This is a genomic window from Streptomyces sp. NPDC091387, assembly GCF_044756945.1.
Lineage (GTDB): Bacteria > Actinomycetota > Actinomycetes > Streptomycetales > Streptomycetaceae > Streptomyces.
Genome location: NZ_JBIVTZ010000009.1, coordinates 1 through 14,442, shown reverse-complemented (window position 1 = coordinate 14,442; position 14,442 = coordinate 1). Strand labels below are relative to the sequence as shown.

19 protein-coding genes and 4 pseudogenes are annotated in these 14,442 nt (G+C 68.2%); 10 read left to right on the top strand and 13 right to left on the bottom strand.

What is annotated here, in order from left to right:
* Together ACIQM0_RS19345 and ACIQM0_RS19340 are read left to right on the top strand one after the other, a co-directional pair.
* On the top strand, window positions 1–618 hold the full coding sequence (locus ACIQM0_RS19345) for a 4'-phosphopantetheinyl transferase family protein (RefSeq protein WP_401288073.1): 618 nt from the start codon (window positions 1–3) through the stop codon (window positions 616–618).
* A gap of 248 nt (window positions 619–866) precedes the next feature.
* The gene (locus tag ACIQM0_RS19340) at window positions 867–1,562 is read left to right on the top strand and encodes a type 1 glutamine amidotransferase domain-containing protein (RefSeq protein ID WP_401288071.1); all 696 of its coding nucleotides are present in this window, start codon (window positions 867–869) and stop codon (window positions 1,560–1,562) included.
* A 201-nt stretch (window positions 1,563–1,763) separates the two neighbouring features.
* On the opposite strand, the gene ACIQM0_RS19335 is transcribed toward ACIQM0_RS19340, so the two are convergent.
* Window positions 1,764–2,204 (bottom strand): DUF402 domain-containing protein, encoded by a 441-nt coding sequence (locus ACIQM0_RS19335; RefSeq protein ID WP_401288068.1) that lies wholly within the window; start codon window positions 2,202–2,204, stop codon window positions 1,764–1,766.
* A gap of 287 nt (window positions 2,205–2,491) precedes the next feature.
* On the opposite strand from ACIQM0_RS19335, the gene ACIQM0_RS19330 reads away from it, so the two are divergent.
* The 6 genes from ACIQM0_RS19330 (at window position 2,492) to ACIQM0_RS19305 (ending at window position 6,590) form a co-directional block, all read left to right on the top strand.
* Complete coding sequence (locus ACIQM0_RS19330) at window positions 2,492–2,731, top strand: hypothetical protein (protein WP_401288066.1); 240 nt, start codon at window positions 2,492–2,494, stop codon at window positions 2,729–2,731.
* Between the two features lie 195 nt (window positions 2,732–2,926).
* Entirely contained in the window at window positions 2,927–3,391 is a 465-nt protein-coding gene (locus ACIQM0_RS19325; RefSeq protein WP_401288782.1) for a DUF6314 family protein, read from the top strand.
* A gap of 594 nt (window positions 3,392–3,985) precedes the next feature.
* Complete coding sequence (locus ACIQM0_RS19320) at window positions 3,986–4,360, top strand: hypothetical protein (RefSeq protein WP_401288064.1); 375 nt, start codon at window positions 3,986–3,988, stop codon at window positions 4,358–4,360.
* Window positions 4,361–4,706: 346 nt separating this feature from the next.
* Entirely contained in the window at window positions 4,707–5,864 is a 1,158-nt protein-coding gene (locus ACIQM0_RS19315; protein ID WP_401288062.1) for a DUF2776 family protein, read from the top strand.
* 28 nt (window positions 5,865–5,892) lie between these two features.
* The gene (locus ACIQM0_RS19310; RefSeq protein WP_401288059.1) at window positions 5,893–6,267 is read left to right on the top strand and encodes a relaxase domain-containing protein; all 375 of its coding nucleotides are present in this window, start codon (window positions 5,893–5,895) and stop codon (window positions 6,265–6,267) included.
* The gene (locus ACIQM0_RS19305) at window positions 6,162–6,590 is read left to right on the top strand and encodes a relaxase domain-containing protein (protein ID WP_401288056.1); all 429 of its coding nucleotides are present in this window, start codon (window positions 6,162–6,164) and stop codon (window positions 6,588–6,590) included. Before ACIQM0_RS19310 ends, ACIQM0_RS19305 begins: the two co-directional genes overlap by 106 nt.
* A 492-nt stretch (window positions 6,591–7,082) precedes the next feature.
* Here the strand turns inward: ACIQM0_RS19305 and ACIQM0_RS19300 are convergent, their stop codons facing one another.
* Both ACIQM0_RS19300 and ACIQM0_RS19295 read right to left on the bottom strand, forming a co-directional pair.
* Window positions 7,083–7,295 carry a hypothetical protein gene (locus ACIQM0_RS19300; RefSeq protein ID WP_401288054.1) on the bottom strand — a complete coding sequence of 71 codons (213 nt, stop codon included), beginning with the start codon at window positions 7,293–7,295 and terminating at the stop codon, window positions 7,083–7,085.
* A 203-nt stretch (window positions 7,296–7,498) separates the two neighbouring features.
* Window positions 7,499–8,074, bottom strand: coding sequence for a TetR/AcrR family transcriptional regulator (locus ACIQM0_RS19295; RefSeq protein WP_401288052.1), 576 nt, complete (start codon window positions 8,072–8,074; stop codon window positions 7,499–7,501).
* 259 nt (window positions 8,075–8,333) lie between these two features.
* Between ACIQM0_RS19295 and ACIQM0_RS19290 the strand changes: the two genes are divergently transcribed.
* On the top strand, window positions 8,334–9,101 hold the full coding sequence (locus ACIQM0_RS19290) for an NADPH-dependent F420 reductase (RefSeq protein ID WP_401288050.1): 768 nt from the start codon (window positions 8,334–8,336) through the stop codon (window positions 9,099–9,101).
* A 36-nt stretch (window positions 9,102–9,137) separates the two neighbouring features.
* Here the strand turns inward: ACIQM0_RS19290 and ACIQM0_RS19285 are convergent.
* The 10 genes and pseudogenes from ACIQM0_RS19285 to ACIQM0_RS19240 all read right to left on the bottom strand — a co-directional run.
* Window positions 9,138–9,281 (bottom strand): annotated as a pseudogene (locus ACIQM0_RS19285) (transposase); the annotation flags it as partial.
* Window positions 9,282–9,286: 5 nt separating this feature from the next.
* Window positions 9,287–10,036: a transposase family protein gene (locus tag ACIQM0_RS19280; protein WP_401288048.1), complete on the bottom strand. Its 750-nt coding sequence runs from the start codon at window positions 10,034–10,036 to the stop codon at window positions 9,287–9,289.
* A gap of 95 nt (window positions 10,037–10,131) precedes the next feature.
* Window positions 10,132–10,461 carry an SCO4225 family membrane protein gene (locus ACIQM0_RS19275; protein ID WP_401288045.1) on the bottom strand — a complete coding sequence of 110 codons (330 nt, stop codon included), beginning with the start codon at window positions 10,459–10,461 and terminating at the stop codon, window positions 10,132–10,134.
* Between the two features lie 165 nt (window positions 10,462–10,626).
* Window positions 10,627–11,013 carry a hypothetical protein gene (locus tag ACIQM0_RS19270; RefSeq protein WP_401288043.1) on the bottom strand — a complete coding sequence of 129 codons (387 nt, stop codon included), beginning with the start codon at window positions 11,011–11,013 and terminating at the stop codon, window positions 10,627–10,629.
* Between the two features lie 324 nt (window positions 11,014–11,337).
* Window positions 11,338–11,430, bottom strand: a pseudogene (locus ACIQM0_RS19265) (IS5/IS1182 family transposase); the annotation flags it as partial.
* 50 nt (window positions 11,431–11,480) lie between these two features.
* Window positions 11,481–11,695: pseudogene (locus ACIQM0_RS19260) on the bottom strand (transposase); the annotation flags it as partial.
* 96 nt (window positions 11,696–11,791) lie between these two features.
* A complete protein-coding gene (locus tag ACIQM0_RS19255) occupies window positions 11,792–12,007 on the bottom strand; it encodes a transposase domain-containing protein (RefSeq protein ID WP_401288041.1) in 216 nt (71 codons plus the stop codon).
* 159 nt (window positions 12,008–12,166) lie between these two features.
* A complete protein-coding gene (locus tag ACIQM0_RS19250) occupies window positions 12,167–12,625 on the bottom strand; it encodes a carboxymuconolactone decarboxylase family protein (protein ID WP_401288038.1) in 459 nt (152 codons plus the stop codon).
* Between the two features lie 139 nt (window positions 12,626–12,764).
* Window positions 12,765–13,031, bottom strand: coding sequence for a hypothetical protein (locus ACIQM0_RS19245; RefSeq protein ID WP_401288811.1), 267 nt, complete (start codon window positions 13,029–13,031; stop codon window positions 12,765–12,767).
* A 125-nt stretch (window positions 13,032–13,156) separates the two neighbouring features.
* Window positions 13,157–13,360 carry an acyl-CoA carboxylase subunit epsilon gene (locus ACIQM0_RS19240; protein WP_401288035.1) on the bottom strand — a complete coding sequence of 68 codons (204 nt, stop codon included), beginning with the start codon at window positions 13,358–13,360 and terminating at the stop codon, window positions 13,157–13,159.
* Between the two features lie 291 nt (window positions 13,361–13,651).
* Between ACIQM0_RS19240 and ACIQM0_RS19235 the strand changes: the two are divergent.
* A pseudogene (locus tag ACIQM0_RS19235) lies at window positions 13,652–14,060 on the top strand (VOC family protein).
* Window positions 14,061–14,442 lie beyond the last annotated feature (382 nt).

The window sequence follows — 14,442 nt, the reverse complement described above, 5'->3', positions numbered from 1 at the left end:
GTGACTGACACCGCGCCCGCGCCACAGCCCGCACGCCAGCCGGCTCTGGTGACGGTCGCGGCGACCGGGGAGGTTCTGGACCACCCGGACCTGGACGAGAGCCTGCTCCTGCCGTGGGAGCTGCGGCGACTGGCCAGGATCCGGGTGCCGAGCCGCCGCGACGACGTGGTGGCGGCCCGCCTGCTGGTGAGGCTGTGCGCCGCGCGCTTCACAGGGCGGGCCCCGAACGACACGGCACTGGAGCAGCACTGCCCGGAGTGCGGCGGACTCGGACATGGCCGGCCGTCGTTGCGTACGCATCCCGGCGTCGGCCTCTCCTACAGCCACGCCGACGGCAGGGTGGCGGCCGCCGTGGGGCCGGGGCCGATCGGCGTCGACGTCGAACCCATGGACCGCCGTCCCGGCCCGGTACCAGTACTGGCCCGGCTCCTCCCGGAGGCCGAGGTCCGGGCGGCCGCAGACCACGCCGACCCGTGTTCGGCGCTGCTGCGGCTGTGGGTCCGCCACGAGGCACGCCTCAAGGCCGGCGACGACACGCTCCTGGTACGGGACTGGACCGATCGCCGGTGCGGGGCGTTGGTGGCGGTGGCGACCGCCGGACCACTCCGACGCGGCTGAACTCGACGCACGGTCTCGGCGAATGCCCACGGCATGTGCTCGAACGGTTGCCCGTCCGTCCCCCGCTGTCGTCGCACCCATGGTCCGCATCGGATCTCCGATGGCCGGGATCGGTATCTCCACCGGTAGCTCTATTGGCACTGCTGTGGCGTGCGGGTCTAACGTCGTGGGTGTCGCCCTGGTGGCGCCCGGCGAAGGCGCCTTTGCGGGGCGGCGACCACGCAGGCCGGAACCCTCCAGGAGAGCACATGGCGAAGATCCTTTTTGTGATGACCGGCGCTGACCAGCGGACGCTGGCCGACGGCGGCAAGGTCCGCACCGGCTTCTGGGCCGACGAGGCGGTCACCCCGTACCAGGCGTTCAAGGCCGCGGGCCACGAGATCACCGTGGCCACTCCCGGCGCCGTGGTTCCGCCGGCGGACCCGTCCAGTCTCAGCGCTCGGGCCAACGGCGGCGAAGCGAACGCTGCCGCGGTCCGTGCCGTGGTGGAAGGCGCTGCGGAGTTGCGCAGCCCGCTGGCCCTCTCCGACGTGCGGGCGGGGGACTTCGACGCGGTGTACGTTCCCGGCGGCCAAGGCCCGATGGAGGACCTGGCGGTCGACGCCGACTCCGGTCGCGTCCTCACCGAGGCGTTGGAGGCCGGCCTGCCGGTGGGTGTGGTGTGTCACGGTCCGGCCGCGCTGCTGGCCGCACTCAAGGAAGACGGCACCAACGCCTACGCCGGCTACCGGATCACCGCCTTCACCAACACGGAGGAGCAGTTGGCCGGTAACGCCGAGACGGCGAGGTGGCTGCTGCAGGACCGGCTTACCGAGGCCGGTCTGAAGGTCGAGGTGGGCGAGCCGTGGGCGCCGCACGTCGAGGTCGACCGTAACGTCGTCACCGGCCAGAACCCTGCCTCGTCCCGCCTGCTCGCCACCGAACTCCTCAAGCAACTCGCCTGATACCTGGGGAGCTTGAACCTTTCACGGCCCGAACGTCGAGGGCACCTGATGTGGTTGACCCGGCCGCAAGGGCTGAAGGGCGGCGCGAGCTCGTAGCGTTGCCGCCCGTCGCACAAGAGAGCCCGGAGGCGGTTGACGCGGCGGCGGGTGAGGGCGCGGAAGGCCTGAGTGCGGTGCCGATTCTCCCTGCTCGGACCGCACTCAGCTCTCCATAAGCGTCCAGTCGCGAGGAAGGTCGACGGACAACATGGCCTTGACCTCGGCGGGTGGGAAGTCCGGCCGGCTGCGCTCCGCTTCGTGCCGGCGGTTCAACCGCCGGTCCAGGAAGCGTTGGGCGCGGATCAAGCCGTCCGCGGCCGCAGCAGGGCTCACTTGACCGTCGGCCATGGCCCTGCCGTATTCATTCAGGTCGAGGAGACGGTAGGGGTGGTCGGGCGGCCCGACGATGACGTCGATCCACAGGTCGTCGACCCGCAGCAGCTCGCTGTCCTGGACCACAGCCACCAGGTCGCAGTACCACCAGCCTTGCTGCTCAGGAGGGAAGAGGACCGGCTGATTGATCTGAATCCCGTCGTCGAGCAACACGAAGCTGCGATGGATGTAGTGCTGACCTTGCTGCTCGAAGCCCCAGTCATAAGCCACGACACCACCACCTGGGCCCGCCGCCAGGTCACCACCGACCCGGTGCCCTGCGGATGATCCGCGACCCTCGTCGCTATTGGTCTCACGACCCTGTACACGTCCAGCAACGTGATCATTCTGGCCCGGTGCGCCGCGTAGGGAAGCACTCACGCGGCGGATTTCCACGAGGGAGGCATTGTCATCGCGCGGGACAGTTCGGCGTCGTATTGATCGGCGTCGAAGTGAAAAGTCGGAGGGCGCGACTCCCCAACGGGCACTTGCCAGTCTGACCACTCCACGATTTCGCCATGGCGCTGTACGACCACGGACAGGTAGCCACAGCATCCGCCCGTGCACTCGGGCTCACCCAGCACTACACGTCGTTCCTCGCCGGTTGCCCAGAGGGGACTCAGGCCATCGGCAGGCAGCGCCTCCTCGGCAAACGGGCCGCGGCCTCCCTCTCCGACCACCGCTGCCACCACATCCTCGCCATCGACCCGGCAAGACAACTGGGCAGCCCATCGGGGGCCCGGCCGGCCGCGCACTGACCTCAAGCCGATTGAACACCCAAGCACCCTACGGGAGTAAGGGCCCGCCACAGTTCTGTTTGTACGGCCGGATGCGGGCGTCCGGCCGGCTATCAGGCAACGTCCGAAGAGACGGACGCTGCCTGATGCGGCACTAGCATGGAGGAGGGCGGACGGACAAGGCGGAGGGACGAGACGGTGGCACCACAGGACACGATGGCGGGCGGGGGAGCGATTCCGCCCGGTGGACGTCGGTTCGTGGCGGACACTCTCGGCTATCTCGCTGGACGATGGCGAGTCGAGCGGACCGTGTACGACCTGGCCCAGGACCGGTGCGGCACTTTCCGAGGTACGGCCGACTTCACACGCGAGGAGCCCGGCGTCGAACTGCGGCATGTGGAGCGGGGAGAGTTCACCTGGGGTGGGGAGACCCGGCAGGCCTCCCGCGAGCATCTCTTCGAGCCAGCCGGTGGCGGGGCAGCGTTCGTACGGTTCGCCGACGGCCGCCCGTTCCACTCCCTGGACCTGCGTGACGGACGCTACGTTGCCGACCATCCGTGCGCCGAGGACGTCTATCGGGGCGAGTTCAGTGTGCTCGCCCCGGACTGCTGGCGGGTGGTGTGGACGGTACGCGGCCCGGCCAAGGATCTGCGGCTGGAGACACTGCACCACCGGATCTGAGACCGCCGCAGCCGATCGTCCGGAACGCCTGGCTTGATGGCCCTTCCGCAGGCCGCGGGCCCGCCGCGGATTCGGAGTGGAGCCGAGGCGTGTATAGGGACACAGGGAATGCAGCGGGACTGTGGGCTGTCTCGACGTCGTCGGCCGCATCATGACGTTGAATTTCTGGCGGGCCGCCCTTGGGAATCGCTATGAGCATGGTGGTCTCCAGCGGGGCGGAATCTTCTCGGAAACCATGAACTTTCATGCAGGTCGCACGCAGTTCGTCCCCGACTTCTCTTGCGGGCTGTGGCCACTACGGGCTTTACGGCTTCCGTGCGCTTTCGGGTTGACGTGCTGTTGGCGTCGACAGCCAGCACGCCCCCACTCCGAGAGGCCGGGGAGTCGGTGTTCATTCGTCCGGATGAACACCGAATGAAGCCGACTCCGCTGCTGGCGTGGCGGGCGATGGTGTTGCGGTCGGTGCATTCAGGGGAGGGAACATGATGGAGCGTCTGCTCGCCCCGCACGAGGCGGCCATTGCGCCACTTCTTGCCGGTCCGCACGTCGATGCCGGCGATCCGGCAGGCTTCCTTGCTGCTGTAGCCCTGCTGCATGAGCTGGAAGTATGCCGCCCGCTCACGGGTCAGCTTCTTCCGTCCCTGCGGCTTCCGGTCCTTCCGGATCTCGAAGTCCATCGCACCCCCTCAGCTGGGGCGTTGCGACGACCACTGGAACCCAAGCTGGGAGCAGGGCCCCTTGCTCCGTATCACTGTGCTCCGCGAGCCGGGCCGCCCCGGTCACAGCCGGGTGGTCATGACGCTTCCCCGGGCCTTCGCCGACGCCATGAGTTACCTCGCTGTCCACCGACGCCTGTGGGCTCTCTACACCGCGCTGTCCACCGGCCGGCCCGCACCCGACGAGCTCGTCCTGCCGGTGCTGGGCCCTGCGCTCGACGATCTGCTCGCGGCGCGATTCACCCCGCAGTAACTGAGTGACTTCGTCGGGGAGCGCGCGGCTGGACACCGAAGCACCGCCCACACTGCTGCCCACCCCGGCCTCCCGCAATGGTGGCCCCGGCCCTGGCCGGAGCTTCGGAACCATCACTGTCAGTCGATCAGGCAGTGCAGCTCTACCGTGCAGCCCCCGGCAGCGCAGCCGATTCGGCAGTCGGTGGACGGCCGGGTGAAGGACACCCCGTTCCCGGACGGCGGCGGGGGACCGCGGCCTCCGGTACGCGGCGCCGCCGGGTTCACAGACGAGTCCGGCGGTCCTCCGGTCGCGGCTGCACGGTCCCGGCGTGACGATGGTTGAAACACCACCATGAGGAGGCCTGGTGAACCACGGAATCAGCGTTCTGTTCCGGGCAATACCTGTGCTCATGGGTGCCGTATCAGCTGGATTGGGCGCCTATGTATTGACGCATGCCTCCGGGCCGAGTGCGCGCGTCGCCGGCCTGGTACTCATCTTCCTGGCGGCCATCTGTCTCTGCCTCTTCGCCACGGCGGCAACGATCATCAGGCAGCTCATCGGCCGCTACACCAGACTGGACCACCTGCTCTACCCGGCGTTCGGCTTCGCGGTCGCCGGTACTACCGTGGGCTACGGGCTCAGCCTGCTGATCGGGAACCCGACACCGCCTGATTTCATTGCCGGACATGTGATCTTCGGTGTAGGCATGATTTGCTTGTGTGTCTCGTGTGTGGCCACAGCCTCTACCCGATTCGTCCTGATCGCCGAGAACTCGGCGCTGCCGGAGGGTTCACCACCGCGCTCGCCGGCACCTTTCGGTCCGCCCACCGTGCTGATCCTGCTGACGCTTCCGATCCTCGCGGCCCTGGCCACCTGGGCGTGGGCCTTCACCCTGTTGGCAGGCGGGGGCGGCGGAGTCGCGGCGGGACGGTTCACCGCCGGGCACGTGATGATCGGCCTGGCACTCGTCTGCACCTGTCTCATCGGACTGGTCGCCAGCATCCTGCGGCAGATTCAGAACACCTACACCGCGCAGGAACGCATCCTCTGGCCCGGATCAGCCGCTGTCCTGGGAGCCATCGGCATCATCTGGGGCCTGATCGTTATCGCCGCGCACAGCCGGCCCGCCCAGCTGTCCGCCGGGTACGTACTCATCGGACTGGGACTCATCTGCTGGAGCATCCTCAGCAAGGTGCTGCTCCTTGCGCTCGTCTGGCGGCGGAAGGCCCCCCTGGCGAACCGGGTTCCACTGATTCCGGTCGGTACCGCTCTGCTCTGTCTGTTCCTCGCGTCATTCCTCTTCGAAGCGGCTGATCCCGCAGTGCTGGTCGCAGCCCGGGTCCTGGTCGGCCTCGGCGGCGTCTGCTTCTCGCTCTTCTCCATCGTCTCCATCCTGGAAAGCGGAACCGGTGGCGAAGGAGACAACGGGAAGGGCGGAACCACGCCGACGACCCGGGCCGGAAGGCCATCGCCCGGCACCGGCAGCACGGTCTCCGCCAACGACGGTCAGAATTCCACGTGACGCCTCACCGAACCTCGTCGAAGACGCCATGGGCAAGCAGCGCTCGCCTGCTGCAGTTGGACGCGGCCTGCCAGGCGGTCGGCGACCCGCGTCTGGTTGCGTTTGGCCTCGCGGAGCGCGCCGGCGCGCAAGCAGGCACCGCTGCTCGCTCTCGACTTTCACCTTCCGGCCGCAGGCATCCCTGATCGTGTGGTGGGCGCTGGAAGACGACGGGACGCGCCGGGTCATCGAGCGGGCGCACGAGCCGGCCAGCGCCAGGGCATTGCGCTGGCTGGAGGATGAGGTCGCGGAGAGCTGGTGGTCCTCGGGCGCGCGAAGACGCCGGCCCTCGTGGTCGCGGCGTTTAGGCACTTCGACAACCGGGACGGGGCCCCGCTCCTGCGCGACCACTGCCTGGTCCTGAATTGTGTGCAGCGCCTGGACGACGACGGGGAGCCGGTGTGGGGCGCCGTGGACACCCGCCGCCTCTACCACCATGGGGTGGCGGACGGGACGCTTTACACACTGGCGAGGTGCGCGAATCCTTCGCTCGCCGCCACGTCCTGGTTGCAGCGCGCCGGTACCTCATGGAGACCCTGCGCGGCCGTGGGTTCACGCGCGGCCTGGACGACTACATCGCCCACGCGACCCTCTCGCGGCACTCCCGTCAGGTCCCCGTGCCGCAGAAGGGCCGTCGGGCCCCGGCGCCGGACCGGGTCAGTACACCGCCGACTTCGTCGAGCCTGACCGGTGGTGGATCGTCGGCGCCGACGGGAAGCCGGAGTCGAGCCGGTACGAGCGGGCCCGGGTCGCCGGCCTCGCCTTGCAGAACGCGATCCGCACTGCCCGCATCGCACCCGCCGCGCAGGACGAAGCCCAGGCCGCGACACATCGGCCACCGACGCTCACTCCGGCGCAGTGGGCCGCCGCCGTCCACGTCCATCAGCAGGCCGCGATACCCGAGGAGTACTTGGGGGCCGTACGACCGATCCCGCGACGTGGGTGCACACGCCGAAGAACCTCGCCCGGCTGGCCGCCTTCACCCTGGCCGCCGAAGCCCGGGGCCACGTCGTCGCGGACGGACCGCAGCCGAAGCAGCCGGCCAAGGACGGCCGACCCCGTCCGCCAGCAGCGGCACCACACCACGCAGCCCGATCAGGGCAGGGGAGCGGGCCCCAACCGCTGCCTCACCGGCACCGGACTCACACTCACCGCATAGCCGACCACAACACCAAGAGCTCAGCAGTCGTCCTTGTGAACCGCGTCGGTTGAGACGTCAGCTGGAGCGCTGATCAGCTGCTGGAGGTGGTGAATGAAGTCCGGATCGTCGAGACGGGAGTCGGTGACACGGTCGCGCACATCGGTGAGGAGCCATTCCACCAGCTCCGCGGTGGCGTGATACTCGCTGTAGAACCCCAGGCTCAGGTCGGTGATCTCGTACTCGAACAGCACGTCGGCCAGTTGCCCCGACCCGGGCGGAACGATGAACGACTACATGATGAAGGCAGTGCTTCACGACCGCTACGGAGGCCCTGACGTGCTCTGCGCGCGGGCTGTGTGCCAGGCCCTCCGGCGATCATGCCGAGGAAGATCATGGTGGTGGCGGGCCGAGTTGAGGTGGGGAGGCATGCCGGGCCGCTGAGGATCCCGTCCGGTCAGCGAGTGCTGTACCCGGTTTCGAGGAGGTTGCGCAGGGTGGGGAGGGCGTCGTCCCCGATCGGGGCGTTGCGGGTCCAGGCGAGGAGGAGGGTGGCCAGGAAGAGGTCCCTGCCGCGTACGGTGGGACGGGCTGTGCCGTGCCGCTGAGCGGCGTCGACGAAGTCGTCCGTGATCGCGACCAGCTTCTCGCAGTTGGCGGCGAGGGGAGAGTCGTAGGAGGCGAGTGCCGTGAGGACGGGTTCGGGCAGGCCGCTGAAGGTGCTGAGGTAGTCCTCCAGGGCCCGCATCCAGCGGCGCAGGGCCTGGTCGGCATTGGCCGCGTCTTTCAGGGACGGCAACTGTTCCAGGAGTGCCTCGCCGTGCACGTCGAGGGCAGCGGCCAGCAGTGCTTCCCGGGTCGGGAAGTGCCGGTAGAGCGTGGCGGGCCCGACGCCAGCGTCCTTGGCGATGGCCTCCAGTGAGGTGCCGACGCCATGCTCGGTGAAGTGCCGTAGCGCTGTGTCGAGGACGCGGGCCCGGTTGCGAACGACATCCGCCCGGGGTTTGCGCGCCACCGGCTGCGAGGCGCTCACGGCTGTTCCTGCGGGGTGGGGCGGGTGATGAGCAGCACTCCGAACATGAAAAGGATGCTACCTCCGTTTTTTCGTGATAGAAAACGGATGCGGCCTCCGGATTATCAGCCGGAGCCTGTCGGCCGCCGGGCGCAGCCGTGCTCACGTCCCCTCATGTGCGGTGACACACCGAGGTGTCCCCCCGTCCTCCAGCGCCGAGAGGCGCCCGCAGGGCTGCGCCGGCTCGCGGCCGCCTCCCACCGCAGAAGGAGAAATCGCAGTGCCTCGAACGCTCGGCCTCATCGGCAGCGGACTGATCGGAACCTCCCTGGCACGCCTTGCTGTGGCGGCCGGAATGAATGTCGTCCTCAGTAATTCCCGCGGGCCCGACACACTGGCTGACCTGGTGACCTCGCTGGGCGAGGGGGCTCGTGCGGCGACCCCGGACGAGGCCGCCCGTGCCGGTGACCTCGTCGTCGTCACCATCCCGCTCAAGGCCTACGACCGGCTGCCCGTCGCGGCGCTGCGCGGCAAGACGGTCCTGGACACGATGAACTACTACCCGCAGCGCGACGGCCGCCTGGCGGAGCTGGACTCAAGCGAGCTCACCTCCAGCAGCCTCGTGCAACGCCACCTCGCGGGCTCGCGTCTGGTGAAGGCGTTCAACAGCATCGGCTCCAACCAGTTGTTCACCCTCGCTCGCCCCACCGGAGCGCCGGACCGCAGCGCCCTGCCCGTCGCGGGCGACGACGAGACGGCGAAACAGGAAGCGGCACAGCTCTTGGACTCCCTCGGCTACGACACCGTGGACACGGGCACGCTGGCCGAGAGCTGGCGCAGCGAACCGGGCACGCCCGTGTACACCAAGCCGTACCTCGGCGAACCGCCCGCCGCTCTCACCCCTGCCGACTACTTCCCCTGGTTCCTGAGCACTCCCGGGGTGCCCGTTCCGGCGGCCCGGGTCCGCGAACTGGTCGCCGAGGCGGAACGGGGGCGTGCGGGCGGGGTACTGCCGCAGGGCGCGGGAGACAGCCAGGCCAGCCCCTGACCGGTCCCCTCGGCGCCCCTTAACCGGGCCCTGGCCTAGGTCGGCGGCCAGGACCAGCCGGCCGTCCGCCGCCCGCGGCAGAGGCACCCCGGCCAGGGCCCGTCGCGGCCGGGCCACATCGACCCGGCCTGCGGACAGGGCGTCGTAGAGCCCGCCGTGGCCGCGACGGTGTTCACTGAGCGTTTTCAGCGTTGCCTCTCCAGGGTGAGGACGGCTTTGGCGATTGACGTCATGCGGTTCGGGCTGCATCGCGATCTTCGGAAGATTCGCCAGGACTTGAGTCGTGCCATACGGCGTTCGGCGGGAGCTCGGGACGCGGCCAGTGCCCGGTTGACCGTCCGTTCTGTCGGGGTCAGCTGGCCGTTGGGTGGGCGTCTGCGTCCGGTGGTGACCCAGGGGCCGGCGCCCGTGTAGGCGCGGTCGGCCAGGATGGGGACGCCCTGGCGTTCGCAGATCCGGATGATCCGGTGGGTGCGGGCCGCGGTCAGGTCGTGACACCGGCCGGGCAGGGCCGGTGAGATCCACAGGATCTGGCCGGCAGGGCATGTCACGACCTGCACGTTCACGCCGTGGCGGCGGTGCTTGTGCGAGTAGTCGGCCTGGCCGTCGCCCACGCGGTCGCACTCGGCGAGCGTCCCGTCGAGCAGCACGTACGCCGGGTCGGTCTCACGCAGGACCTTCAGCAGGCCCGGGGACCGGTCGGCCGGGAGCTCGATGACCACGGTGGTGTAGGCGTGGGCGGTGCCGACCGATAGGCCGAAGGCCGCGGCGATCTGGGCCAGGGTGTCGTGCTTGCGCAGGTACACCAGAGCGACGAGCGCGCGTTGGTGCGGCGGGAGTTTGCAGCGGCGTTCACCCTCGCGGGTGACGATGAGCATCGTGACCCACTCGACCAGCGCATGAGGCAGGTCGAGTGCGGCAGGATAGGGAACCAACGAGGCACCAGCACTGATGAGTTGAGACTTCGAACACCTCCCTCAACGGCACGGGTGCCTCGTGCGTTGCGGCCTCACCGCCGTCACCCGACCGTTCAGACTCGACTCGGCCGCGTGGCCCCTCGTCGGCGGCCGCGCAGGGTCTCCACGAGCGCTCCAAGAACGAACGACTGTACCAACGCGCTGACGACAACCCCGCCGACCAAGAACCAGACGGATGCGTGTATGCCTCCGATCGCACCGACTGCCCCCGCTGCCAGCAGGGAGCACGGGGCGGTGAGAAGGAACGGCCAGATCCCGACGATGCCGGGATCGGAGACCAGTGCGGCCACCCCTTCGAACACGACGGACACCCCGACGAGGCCCAGGTAGACGGCGGAAGCAGTATTGGCAAAGGTCAGACGCAGCAGAGTGCGAGAGTTCATCGATTCCCCCAAAGGATCTTGTGATCCACATGCTCCCGGCGGAACCACGGCACGGTGTGAGTACCAGTACTCAAGTCTGGTACTCACCAAGCAGGTCAGGACAACCGCCTCGCGAATTGCGGGACGTGCTCCGAATCCGAGACCAGGGCCGTCAGCCGGATCGATTCAGGAAACGCGGCTCACCATGTAGGCGGTGCCTACCCCGTCTTCCTCGGGTGAGTCCGCCTGGATCGCGAGACTCGGCCCGGCCGTAGTGAAGTCGAACCCTTTCGTCATCGGCTGCGTGCAGTCGACGCGCTCAGCTGTCCTGGCGGCGCCTGAGGAGACCGTGAAGGTGACCGAGCCCTCCCCTGCACACGCCACCTCCACCCGCAGGGCCGTGCCGGACTCGATGCTCTCGTCCAGGTTCTGCCCGGGCACTGCGAGGGTTCCCGCCGAGACCAACCCCTTCTCGTCCGACTCCAGGCGCTCCGCCATGCTGAGCAAGTCGCGGGCCTCCTCGTTCAGCTGCTCCCTGCCGGACCGGGAGGGCGGCTGCACTACGGGAGCCACGGTGGAACTCGCCGCCCTCTCGGGCTGCGAAGCCTTGGACGCCGGAGGCGAGTCAGAACAGGCGGATGCCATGCCGGTAATCAGCGCGACGGCAGTCAGAGCACTGCCAGTGCGGCGGGTGAAGCGGTACAAGAGGTCCCCCGAAGTGCACTCAGAAGCCAAACAGGTGTACAGAACAAGGTGATCATCCCGTGTGCACACCCGCATCACCCCTGCGATCTGGGGCATCGGCACCAGATCGGTACACAGGTGCGGCGCGCTTCTCCCGCAAGAGGCTGTCCCATACTGGCCGCAGCCATCCTGGGGGCGACGGCGATGCGGGGTGAGAGTGTCGTGACGGTGCAGGTACTCAATTGCGACGACAGCCCGTTGGTGCGGTGAGAGCTTGCAGCGGCGGTCACCCTCGCGGGTGACGACTGCTCCCTCAACGGCACGGGAGCCTTGTGCGTCGCGGCACCGCCCACGCCTACAGCCCCGTCACCCGATCGGTGGCCACACTGAAAAGGCTCACTGACCAGCGACAGTTCCACGAGCGACCGGACCGGGCCGTCCGCGCACAACACGCGTCCGGGAGTTCGAACAGCGCGTCCGCACGCTTCTTCAGACAGGAGTAGAACTCACCCCGGAAGCGGGACAGTCCCGCAAACAGATCTTGTCGGACAGCATGATGCGACAGTCTCATCCCCACGGCCTTCGTGCTGAGCTGGTGTGTTCCTTGGTCGGATCACATGCTCAGCCGAAGGCCGCCCGCACGTACAGCAGTTACCACTCCGAGTGATCAAGTACGACGCACCGTGTAGATCCCGGCCCGCGAAGGAAGATCACGCAGTCGTCTCTGCACAGAGCGGGTCTCCGCCAGGACCGCGTCGACCAGCTCGAACGGCACGACGGCCGTCAGCTCGCCCAGATGCCCGGGCGTGAACCGGCCCGCGGCCACGGTGACCGGACGGGTGATGGCCATCACCGGGGCCGGCAGGACCTGATGAAACGGCAACGGAGCTCCTCGAGTACAAGCTGTCTTGGACGACTGCCTGTCCCAACGAGCTCCGTTGCTCTGCGTCAAAGATCCTTCAACTGGCTTGCGTGACCTGCGGAAACGTTAACTACCCGGCCTTGGGTCAAGGCCCGTTGGCGGGTACGGGCCATGCTGGTTTCAGTTCCAGGTTTGGCCGGCTGGTTCTTTGGTGGTGCGGTTGAGCCGATTGAAGAAGTTGGTCAGTGCGATCTCTAGGTTGATTGCGTTGATCTGTTCCTCGGTGAAGTGGGTGTTGGCGTCTTCCCAGATTTTGTCGGTGACGCCTTCTGCGCCGTCTTGCAGTCGGGTGGCTCCCTCGGTGAGTGCCAGTGCTGCGCGTTCTGCGTCGGTGTAGAAGGGGGCTTCGCGCCAGGCTGCGACGTTGTGGAGCCGCTCGTCGGTTTCACCGGCTTTCTTCGCTTGGGTGACGCCGGCGTAGATGCATGGCGAGCAGCTGTTGATCTGGCTGGCGCGGAGGTGGACCAGGGCTAGCAGTTTCGGGTCGACGCCTCCGGCGGCGATTGCCTTGTGGAGGTGCTGGACTGCGGTCCATACGTCGGCGTTTTTCGTGTTCTTGTTCTTGAGTCGGTTTTCCATGTGGAAGTGCGCTCCTTCATCGGGTTGCGTTGTGGGGTTTTCGCCTGTCACTCCTATGACGGAGCAACTTCCGGAGAGGTAACAACATGCCAGTCGCACATCTGGATGAATCGTGCGGCTTTTTCGGAGGCTTCGATGTTCAGGGTGCCGTGTGTGTTTGTGGTTGGCTGGCGGTGATGGTGGTGTGGCTGCCCTTGGCGTGCTGCGTGTCGGTGGCTTTTTCGCTGGGGCCGCCGATGGCTTGTGCGTGGACCGTGTGCAGTTCGGCGGTCCGTGCGTGGGCGTTGGCGAGTTCCTCGCTGGTGTCACGGGCTGTCTGTGCACGGGCTGTATGCGGTTGGGCCGTTCGCGGGTGGGCGTCGGCTGTCTCCGCGGAGGCCTGAGATGGGTTGTTCACTGCTGTCACGACACGTCCCTTTCGCTCTCCGGGTGCTGTCCGGTCGGAGTCCCGCCGTACGGAGTGCCGCTGGTGCGGTGTGTGCTGGTGGGGTGTGGCGCGCGCGTGATTCAGCGGGGTGGAGGGGCCGGCTGCTATCGCCAGCTGTACGGGGAGTGGTAGACAGTGCGGGCCCGTTCCGGTTCCCACCGGGGGGCCGGGGGTGGCCGTACGTCGCTGTTCTTCTCGTCGCGTGCCGCGAGCAGTGAGCACAGCACGGCGGTGACCGCGGCCAGTTCCGCGTCGGTGGCCCGCCCGCGTTCCACCCGGAACGTGGGCGTGGTGCCGGTATCGCCCATTTTTTTCTCCCTCTGGGTCAGGGTCACGGTCCGCCACTTGCCTGGAGGAGCGCTCCGGCCCCGCTTGAGGATCGCCCGGGACCGTCATCGGGGGTGCTGGCCGTGGCGTGGGGCCGGGGGAGGGCCGGTGTGCCGGTTTGGAGGGGCCGGCGCTGGGCCCGGGCTGTTTCCCGGGGCGGCTGACGGGGCGTCGGGTGTGTTCCCGGGGTATGCCGGTGAACGCCGGGAGGTGTCCGGACCGAGGAGGAATCGAGACGCACCGTTCACGCGGCCGTGTCCAGCGTGTTTTCCATGGACGTCACCATTTACATGACGGCTCTGCCGCATGACAGCCCGGACGCGTCGTTGGCCTTGTGCCGTGACGTCCTTGGCTTCGAGGTCCGCAGCGATGTCGGACAGGGCAGGATGCCGGATCACGGCCGGTCCGGCCGGTCAGCCCGGTACGTCGGTCTTTCGGGCACTGTCTGCCGCCGATCCGGGTGTCATGCGGGATGAGCGCCGTAGTGTCACCGGGATGATGGCCAAGGGTGCCTGGGGGTGGATCCTGCCGGCCACCGCGGGCCTCGGCGCCACGTTGTAGGAGGTGCAGGCCGGTGACAGTGAGGCCGTTCAGGAACCGGCCGGGCAGCCCTACGGTGTCCGCGGCTGTGCCTTGCGTGATCCCGCGGGCAACCTGGTCCGTGTCCGGGAGCTGTGCTGAGTCCTGCGGGCAGCGGTGCGGCTGCGCGGGCGGCGTCGCGACCGTCCATGAGGCGCACCGGGTGTGCGGGTCCGGGTCCGGGTTTGGTGGGTTGGTGTGTGTTCTTGGGTGTTTGGGGTGTCCGGCCTCGGCCGGATGCTCAGGTATCCGGGGGTGTGGGCCGGTGCGGGGAGACGAATGGTGAGGGGGAGGGTTTTCGTGTGGAGGCCTGTGGGGTGGGTGTGCCTGCCGGGTTTCTCGGCCGGCAGTTCCGGGCTGTTTGCGGTGTGGTGCTGTACGGGTATCTGAGCTTGATCTTTAACCTCGGGCTTCACTCGACCTGCTGATCTGGAGTTCTTCGCGGGACGGCCGAGACGGCCGTTCTCCACGCTTCGAGATGTCG

What these genes read in the sequence shown, in the direction of transcription:
- ACIQM0_RS19340 (WP_401288071.1), top strand. Translation starts at nt 867, where the DNA reads ATGGCGAAGATCCTTTTTGTGATGACCGGCGCTGACCAGCGGACGCTG.
- ACIQM0_RS19330 (WP_401288066.1), top strand. Translation starts at nt 2,492, where the DNA reads ATGGCGCTGTACGACCACGGACAGGTAGCCACAGCATCCGCCCGTGCA.
- ACIQM0_RS19325 (WP_401288782.1), top strand. Translation starts at nt 2,927, where the DNA reads ATGGCGGGCGGGGGAGCGATTCCGCCCGGTGGACGTCGGTTCGTGGCG.
- ACIQM0_RS19320 (WP_401288064.1), top strand. Translation starts at nt 3,986, where the DNA reads ATGAGCTGGAAGTATGCCGCCCGCTCACGGGTCAGCTTCTTCCGTCCC.
- ACIQM0_RS19310 (WP_401288059.1), top strand. Translation starts at nt 5,893, where the DNA reads ATGGGCAAGCAGCGCTCGCCTGCTGCAGTTGGACGCGGCCTGCCAGGC.
- ACIQM0_RS19275 (WP_401288045.1), bottom strand. Translation starts at nt 10,461, where the DNA reads ATGAACTCTCGCACTCTGCTGCGTCTGACCTTTGCCAATACTGCTTCC.
- ACIQM0_RS19250 (WP_401288038.1), bottom strand. Translation starts at nt 12,625, where the DNA reads ATGGAAAACCGACTCAAGAACAAGAACACGAAAAACGCCGACGTATGG.
- ACIQM0_RS19240 (WP_401288035.1), bottom strand. Translation starts at nt 13,360, where the DNA reads ATGGGCGATACCGGCACCACGCCCACGTTCCGGGTGGAACGCGGGCGG.